8 protein-coding genes and 1 pseudogene are annotated in these 7,454 nt (G+C 30.9%); 4 read left to right on the forward strand and 5 right to left on the reverse strand.

Annotation, left to right across the window (positions count from 1 at the left end; translation table 11 throughout):
* Positions 1-243: 243 nt before the first annotated feature.
* Together VLB80_03290 and VLB80_03295 are read right to left on the reverse strand one after the other, a co-directional pair.
* Positions 244-567: a hypothetical protein gene (locus VLB80_03290; protein HSC25211.1), complete on the reverse strand. Its 324-nt coding sequence runs from the start codon at positions 565-567 to the stop codon at positions 244-246.
* A 108-nt stretch (positions 568-675) separates the two neighbouring features.
* Entirely contained in the window at positions 676-1,278 is a 603-nt protein-coding gene (locus VLB80_03295) for a hypothetical protein (GenBank protein ID HSC25212.1), read from the reverse strand.
* 345 nt (positions 1,279-1,623) lie between these two features.
* Between VLB80_03295 and VLB80_03300 the strand changes: the two genes are divergently transcribed.
* Complete coding sequence (locus VLB80_03300; GenBank protein ID HSC25213.1) at positions 1,624-1,809, forward strand: hypothetical protein; 186 nt, start codon at positions 1,624-1,626, stop codon at positions 1,807-1,809.
* 416 nt (positions 1,810-2,225) lie between these two features.
* Here the strand turns inward: VLB80_03300 and VLB80_03305 are convergent, their stop codons facing one another.
* Positions 2,226-3,107, reverse strand: coding sequence for a hypothetical protein (locus tag VLB80_03305; GenBank protein ID HSC25214.1), 882 nt, complete (start codon positions 3,105-3,107; stop codon positions 2,226-2,228).
* 106 nt (positions 3,108-3,213) lie between these two features.
* On the opposite strand from VLB80_03305, the gene VLB80_03310 reads away from it, so the two are divergent.
* Together VLB80_03310 and VLB80_03315 are read left to right on the forward strand one after the other, a co-directional pair.
* The gene (locus tag VLB80_03310) at positions 3,214-3,723 is read left to right on the forward strand and encodes a hypothetical protein (protein HSC25215.1); all 510 of its coding nucleotides are present in this window, start codon (positions 3,214-3,216) and stop codon (positions 3,721-3,723) included.
* 77 nt (positions 3,724-3,800) lie between these two features.
* The gene (locus VLB80_03315) at positions 3,801-5,027 is read left to right on the forward strand and encodes an ATP-binding protein (protein HSC25216.1); all 1,227 of its coding nucleotides are present in this window, start codon (positions 3,801-3,803) and stop codon (positions 5,025-5,027) included.
* Between the two features lie 502 nt (positions 5,028-5,529).
* Here the strand turns inward: VLB80_03315 and VLB80_03320 are convergent.
* Positions 5,530-6,132: a hypothetical protein gene (locus tag VLB80_03320; protein HSC25217.1), complete on the reverse strand. Its 603-nt coding sequence runs from the start codon at positions 6,130-6,132 to the stop codon at positions 5,530-5,532.
* Positions 6,133-6,590: 458 nt separating this feature from the next.
* Here VLB80_03320 and VLB80_03325 point away from each other — a divergent pair.
* Positions 6,591-6,818, forward strand: a pseudogene (locus VLB80_03325) (PD-(D/E)XK nuclease domain-containing protein).
* A gap of 108 nt (positions 6,819-6,926) precedes the next feature.
* Here VLB80_03325 and VLB80_03330 read toward each other — a convergent pair.
* On the reverse strand, positions 6,927-7,454 hold a 528-nt coding region (locus tag VLB80_03330), incomplete at its 5' end, for a hypothetical protein (protein ID HSC25218.1).

Here is a 7,454-nt window from a genome sequence, read left to right on the forward strand (position 1 = left end):
ACGTTTTCTGATTTCGCAGGAAGAAATAGATATGCTACTATCATTAGCAGATCTTCGATTTTGGCGAACTAATGACACTAAGTTTTTAAAAATTAAAGAGGCATTAAAAGCTTATTACCAATATCATTATGTTGAAAAATATTAGATACACATCCGCCATTAATAACTAAAAAAATAAGTATGTTATTATGTTCTAGGTAATAACGTACTTATTTTTTTTAGTGCGTACATTGAATTTTAAGATTATTGATTATCGTTAACAAGACTATCAACAATTATACTAAATTGTTCAAAACGTGACTCTTTTGTTTCCGGAGGCTGTATATAAGTTTTACAATTTTTAAAAGCTATCTGTAATTCCAAATTTTTTTGAATTAATTCTGCAACATCGTTATCCAGGCAATAAAATTTTTCATTATTTCTAAAAATATGACTGGACACCTCTTCTTTCATGTTTGTAGCTTGTTCTTTTGTCAGCGTTAAACGTGTATTGTTTTGCTCCATTGCATAGCTGTGAATGCTAGCAAATAGAATTGAACAAAAAACAATATTTTTTGTTGTGATCATAGTGATTTCTCAGGTTTATGATTAGTATTTTTTTGTTGATTTTTTTTGATAATGCCAACATGGTTTCTTCTCTGTAAGAAAACTGGCAATTGTCTGATCTCCATTTTGTTATGCAGAATAGATAGCTGCATCAAAATCTATAAATGTTTTATATGTTTCAAGAAAAGCTTTAATTATAGAAAGATGTCCATTCGTAGCAGCACCCATTACTATTCTATTTGCAACATGGCTTTTAGTATCGTCAGAACAATAACGAAATACCATCTTTACCAGATCTACCTCTCCAGTTTCAATGGCACTATCAATACACTTTATTTCAATAAAAGCAGTACCTTTAGTAAATTTTTTTAAACACCATTCTGCTAGGCGCATATTATTATTTTTAATAGTATTGATTGTTTCAAAAGTCATATGAGGGATGAATGTATTGTAATATTGTAATTGATTCGTTGTTTTTTGATCATTATTTTGCTTTGCTGTAGCATATTGTGCATATAAATCATCTTGTGAAATTATTTTTTTATTGAGAATTTTGTTGATACATCGCAGTGTATCTTTACCCGTTCTTTTTGTGAATCCTCCGATTATGTTCAACTCGTGTTTGGGCAGTTGATCAAGTGTACTACTACAGATTAATCCTTGCTCCATGGCCTGTGCAGTAAAGTTAATTAGTAAAACAGTTATCAACACTATAATTACTTGTTTTTTCATATATTGTTTTTCCTATCGTATGATGGTGTGATTTTTCATATCTTAGATTTTATCAAAAAAATATATATACTCAAAACCGATTTGCATAAATGCATTTCATTGCATTATACACAGTCATTGCTCATTGCCAAATTGCTTTTAGAAAATGGATTACAAGCAACATGAGTTCGATCTAAAAAAACTTTAAAGAAAATCCACTAACATTGTATTCTAGTCAATTTTTACTGCATAAACAGTGTTACCCGATAATTTTGAATTTTAGTACATGTAACATCGTCTATTGTTTATTATTTATCGCAGTGATTACAAAAGTATAAAGAATATTATATAAAAATAAAAAATCCTATGATTATATACGAGATTAATTACTGTCCATGGTGTGCTAAACCCTTGCCCAAAGATTTACGTGATGAATGGTTAGAGGTTCTCAAAGAAGAATATGATCTTGATGATCCTGATAGTAAAGAGCAGAAAAAATTAGTACCGGAAGAATTCAAAACTGATGAATGGTGGAAAAAGCGAGGATTATAAAATAATTATTATAAAGACCCCGCTTCTCATCATTGTTCTTTTTCTACTCTTTTTTCGTTGGTTGCTTTAACTCATCTACATTATTTAATTACACCCAACAGTATTAAAGAGTAAGTATGCCTTTTTCACGAGAACCATAGGACAAAAGTAACTTTCCATTTCAGCTTGTTCATCTTTAGTTTCGTAGCTAGTAAGCGTAATTGGTATGTTGCCTCTATAGTCTTGGACATTGATATCTGCATTATGCTCTCTAAGCAATTATATATTTTTTATATTATGCGCTATTACTGTACAATCTGTTGGTTGATAATGTTGGGAATAATACATTCTTTAACAACGTGAATTACATTTTGCTATATCATCTTCTTTTGATGAATATTAGCACCTTTGTTTTATTTTTTTTATCCGTTATTTTTTTATTCAATTTCCGTTGGTTGTTTTAATGCTAATACATTGTTCAATTGTTTAAACTTTGGCTGTCTTTTTATAGGCATATGATGTTGCTTAATAACTTTTGTAATGATTTTATTCATTTCATTAATTTTTTCTTGTTGTACAACACAATTTTTGACTTCTTCTGATACAGCTAACAATCCCAATCGTTCAGCATACAATTTTTCTGATTTTTTTTGCAAATTAGGCATATCTTGTTGCATAAGTTTTATAGCATTGTATAAACATTCTTTTTTATGCGTAATAAGACCAAATTTATTGCGATACTTTTCTATATCAATGATTGCATTTTTAGACTCAAACCAAAAATTATCTATTACTTCTGATTCGACCAAGCAACATTGATTATATCGTTTGTTTATATCTTCCAAACATTGCATCCGAGTGGGCCATCCACGATCAATATTTTCTAAAAATTTTGTGGAATTGCCATCTTTACTACATACACAACTTTTACAAAAACTTTTTGTAACATATGCACTACTGCATGCATCAACCGCATTAACATATTTATAAGCACTTTTTCGATTCAAAGAATGTACTATTATTTCAGCAACTCGACCTGCAATAACGAGAGTAACTTCACCAATAGTAACACCAACAAGACCAACAATAGCGCAACCAGCTAAGGCAGGGACTCCTAAAAATACACAGGCTATCGGCAATTCTACTAATCCTTGAAGAATTTGTGTACAATCTATACTTCTTTTTTGAATAACTGGAGAGGATGTATTTAAATAGAGAGAACGCGGTATTCGCTTAACAGCAGGAATCAACATTGGACATGTATTTGACACGTAAACAATCGATGCGCATAGCACAGAAACAATATTTCTACTCTTCATCTTTTTCCCAACTAAAATATAAAAAACTAAATCTCAACACTATCATCTCTTAATTTGCTATACTACTAAAAAAATATATTTTTTACACTACAACAAAGGCACATAAATGAAACAACTATCTCTTATTATTGCATGCATTATCACTCAAAGTATCCCTTCTTTTGCCGCACAACACATGCCAGGAGTTCAAACTTGCATTGGAACGCCCGAATTAAAACGCTGGTTTGAGGAGCTACAATTGGCAGAATATAACAAAGAACAATTGCGAAGAAATTCTAGGAATAATTCAAAGATTTCACAGGATGAACTTGATCAATGGATAGCAGCAAAGGAGCTTGAGATACAGAAAAATATTAGAGCACAAAAAAATAAACAATGGTACGACGAAAAGTCATTATACACAGGATATTGCCGTTCTAAAGATAGAAGCTTTTTAGACCTAGGTTATGATTCATTCTCATGGACACAAATACAACCCATAGAAGATGATCAACACATAAAACTTTCACCAAATAAATTTAATCGATTAGTTATTGAATTACACAGAAATAAGTATAATTCAGAAATGAAAACTATTGCATGCTATCCACCACAACCATTAATTGAATGGCGCTAGAAATCCTTAAATGGTTGATTTTAATAAAAGTTCCTTGTAAACTCGAACTTAGACTTCGAAATTACAAGGAACTTTTTATGAAAAGAGAAAGATTTTTAAATAAAATTACTGCTCACTTTCGTGTGCATCCAGTTTGTGCATTGCTTGGCCCGCGTCAAGTTGGAAAAACAACACTTGCTAAAATGTATATTCAAAAGCATTTTCCTCAAGATGCTTATTTTTTTGATCTAGAAAATTCTTTAGATCTTGAGCGTTTACAAAATCCTATGCTTGCATTGGAAAATATTTCACAACAGCTAATTGTTATTGATGAAATTCAACGAAGACCTGATTTGTTTCCAATATTACGAATTCTTGTTGACGCAACTAGAGTTCCGTTGGATGAAGATGTTTTGTTGACTCGCCAAGCACAAAAAAGAAAAAAGAGATTTCTTATCTTAGGTAGCGCTTCACGAGACCTTATTATGCAATCATCAGAAACACTGGCTGGACGAATTGGTTATATAGAATTACCACCATTTTCATTGTCTGAGGTGCACAACAGCGCACAATTGTGGTTGCGTGGTGGATTTCCAAATTCTTATTTAGCTGAAAATGATGCAGATAGCTATCTATGGCGACAAAGTTATATAACAACTTTTTTAGAACGTGATATTCCGAGCCTTGGTTTTAATATACCTGCACCACAAATGAGAAGATTTTGGTTAATGCTTGCTCATTATCATGGACAAATATTTAATGCAAGTGAACTTGGAAGGTCTTTAGGTGTTTCCGATCATACAGTTCGTAAATATCTTGATATTTTAGCAGGCACATTTATGATACGAGAACTAGTACCTTGGTTTGAAAATTTGCAAAAAAGACAAGTAAAATCACCTAAAATTTATTTTCGCGATAGCGGTATTTTAAATGCCTTGCTTGAATTAACGAGTAATGAACAACTGCATACACACCCAAGACTTGGCGCATTTTGGGAAGGATTTGCCTTGGAAGAAATTATTGCTGCATCAAGCGCCTCAGCGGAAGAGTGCTATTTTTGGTCAACACAAGCTGATGCTGAGTTAGATTTATTAATTTTGAAAAATAATAAGCGTATTGGCTTTGAATTAAAATACACCGATGCACCAAAAATTACTAAATCTATGCGCATTGCTTTGGTTGATTTAAAGCTTGATCATCTTATTGTTGTCTACCCGGGCGCTCAAACATTTCCGCTATCTGAGAACATTACTGTTTATGGTCTTGAAAAAATTACGCAAGGTGATGAAATTGAGAAGTTATTTAATAAAAGTTTTATCAGATAGATTCAGTGTTTTGATTTATTATAACAGTATGATCCGGTAGTGATTACTCAAAAAATAGCACATACTCTTGCGTTATGCCACAGCGTTAGCGCTGATTATCACATTTTTAAAAATTCCGTAAATACATTAGCTACGCATAAAAAATTACAAAAGCTTGCACCTAAACATATAAAAAATCTTTTATATGTCTTACTAAAAAAAATCATCTTGCATAAAAAACATTCTCTATATTAATACAAGAAAACTATACATATGTAGATAAAACAAAATATATTTACAATATTATCACCAATGGAAAATATTATTTTTTTGCTCGTCCACGACGATTTGGAAAATCATTGCTTGTTTCAACCTTAGCAAAAATTTTTTCAGGCAATAAGGAACTGTTTGCTGAGCTCACCATTGATACTTTACCATATGAATGGCAACAGCACATGTAAATTTAAATTAAAGAGGATGGCTTTTGTATATTACCATCCTCACTTAATTTACTTTTAGTATGCTAAAATTGATTAATTTTTTTTATACTCTGAAAGTATTTCCAAATATTCCAGCTTTTTCTGCATATTCTTATATTATCTATTAAATCATTCAATTTATTTTTTACATCTGTTTGTAGAGGGCGTGAATTTTCTGCCCACTCAAGAAATGCAAGAGATTCATTACTGTCTATTGGAATATTTATGCTATCAACGGCTGCTTGCATTGTATCAAGACTAAAACCATAATAACCTCTAGAATTGTTTATTATCTTAAGACCTGAGATGGTCCATTCCAAATGTTCAACATTGTAACGAACCGGTTTATATTCATGTTGATATTCTTCTGTTTCTTTGACGTCTATTAAGGCTAGTTCAAGGGCATGATAGAATTCTTCACAGGCATTATGATCATTTTTATCTGTACAGTTATGCCATTCATGTAATTTTTCTCGATACAGTTGTCCTTGCGGGTTGGCATTTAATTTCTCTGTTACAATTTTTTCTGTTTTTCGCGCTTCTTTTAAGGCATTTTCTTTTTCATTCAATTTTCTTAGTATTGGGTTAGAAAAAACAAAACCAATGGAAAATAATAATGATAATAAGGATAGTTGTTTTATGAACATAATTGTCTCCTTGATAAAAATATAGGTAACGTTTTTAAGATTAACTGATCGCATCATTTTAAAATTAATTAATTATCAGCTATCAACTATAAGTATATCGCAAATAGAAAATATGTCAAAGAGATCTTGAAATTTTTAAAGATATACATTATAAGCTGTATGGCTAATTATAAATAGCTATGAAGCTAATGATTATATTGTCTTTTTTATAACACAATGTAGGCTAGAATATTGTATTAGTACACAATGATTATACCAAATCAGGAAATTAAAGGCGTTTATGAGCGCATGTTAATTCCATTTTTGAAGATTCATTGAAAAGCACAACTATTGCACTGATGCTTAATGCATTTAAAAAATGGTGATGTTGATCGTTTTTCAAAATAATTACAAGAATTTGTAGTCAATAGTATGAGTTATTATGATTTTTCTCATGATGAACCGGAAAAAATTATCATTTATTTATGATTGGTATATTGGTTTTTTTAAGTGATGCATATGATATCAGATCAAACCGTGAAAGTGGCGATGGTCGTTATGATCTTATGCTTATTCCAAAAGATGCATCATTAATGGGTGTTATTATTGAATGTAAAAAAGCAACTTCTGATAGCCAACAAATATTTGAAAAAACCGCTGATGAAGCACTTACGCAAGTTAACGAAAAAATTATGCTCAAGAGCTAAAGGCTCAATCAATTAAAAATATTCTGGTTTATGCGATTGCATTCTATGGTAAAAAACTGTTAGTAAAATTACAAAAAATATAATTGATTGTTTGTATGTTCAGCTCGCTTAAGCAATTCTTGAGCGATTGTTTGTAATACAATTTATTCTATGTAAAAAATTTAATTCACGCTGTCTACCACAGGGATGAGTTGATCGTGGATAGCAAACTATATTTGTTATAAGCGGTGTATCAAACCACTTCTTAGGTAGTATTTTCATAGCTAATACTTGAGGAGTATTAAGCATTTCTCTATGCATTTCTGGCCTGTTTATGATTTGTTTGTATAAGGATGTCTTTATGTCATCAATAACACCTAATAGTTCTTCATGTTCTTGACGAAATTCTTGTGCTTGAGCTTCGAGCAATGCTTTTTCATTGGGAATTCCATTATCTGCTCGTAATTCTGCATATTTACTATACATATTGCTATTAATAATATATCGAGCGATTTCTATGCGGGCAATGCCACGTCCTATTTTGAGAGTATTATAGGCAATAAAATTATTTTTTAAAGAAGGTATATGTTTTATAAGCGATTGATTTATAATTTTTGTGATTATAGCGCTACCTATTACTCCTATAATGTTTTCATA

It is taken from the genome of Candidatus Babeliales bacterium (genome assembly GCA_035455925.1).
In the GTDB taxonomy this organism is placed as follows: Bacteria; Babelota; Babeliae; order Babelales; family Vermiphilaceae; genus SOIL31.

What these genes read in the sequence shown, in the direction of transcription:
- VLB80_03290 (HSC25211.1), bottom strand. Translation starts at nt 567, where the DNA reads ATGATCACAACAAAAAATATTGTTTTTTGTTCAATTCTATTTGCTAGC.
- VLB80_03295 (HSC25212.1), bottom strand. Translation starts at nt 1,278, where the DNA reads ATGAAAAAACAAGTAATTATAGTGTTGATAACTGTTTTACTAATTAAC.
- VLB80_03300 (HSC25213.1), top strand. Translation starts at nt 1,624, where the DNA reads ATGATTATATACGAGATTAATTACTGTCCATGGTGTGCTAAACCCTTG.
- VLB80_03305 (HSC25214.1), bottom strand. Translation starts at nt 3,107, where the DNA reads ATGAAGAGTAGAAATATTGTTTCTGTGCTATGCGCATCGATTGTTTAC.
- VLB80_03310 (HSC25215.1), top strand. Translation starts at nt 3,214, where the DNA reads ATGAAACAACTATCTCTTATTATTGCATGCATTATCACTCAAAGTATC.
- VLB80_03315 (HSC25216.1), top strand. Translation starts at nt 3,801, where the DNA reads ATGAAAAGAGAAAGATTTTTAAATAAAATTACTGCTCACTTTCGTGTG.
- VLB80_03320 (HSC25217.1), bottom strand. Translation starts at nt 6,132, where the DNA reads ATGTTCATAAAACAACTATCCTTATTATCATTATTATTTTCCATTGGT.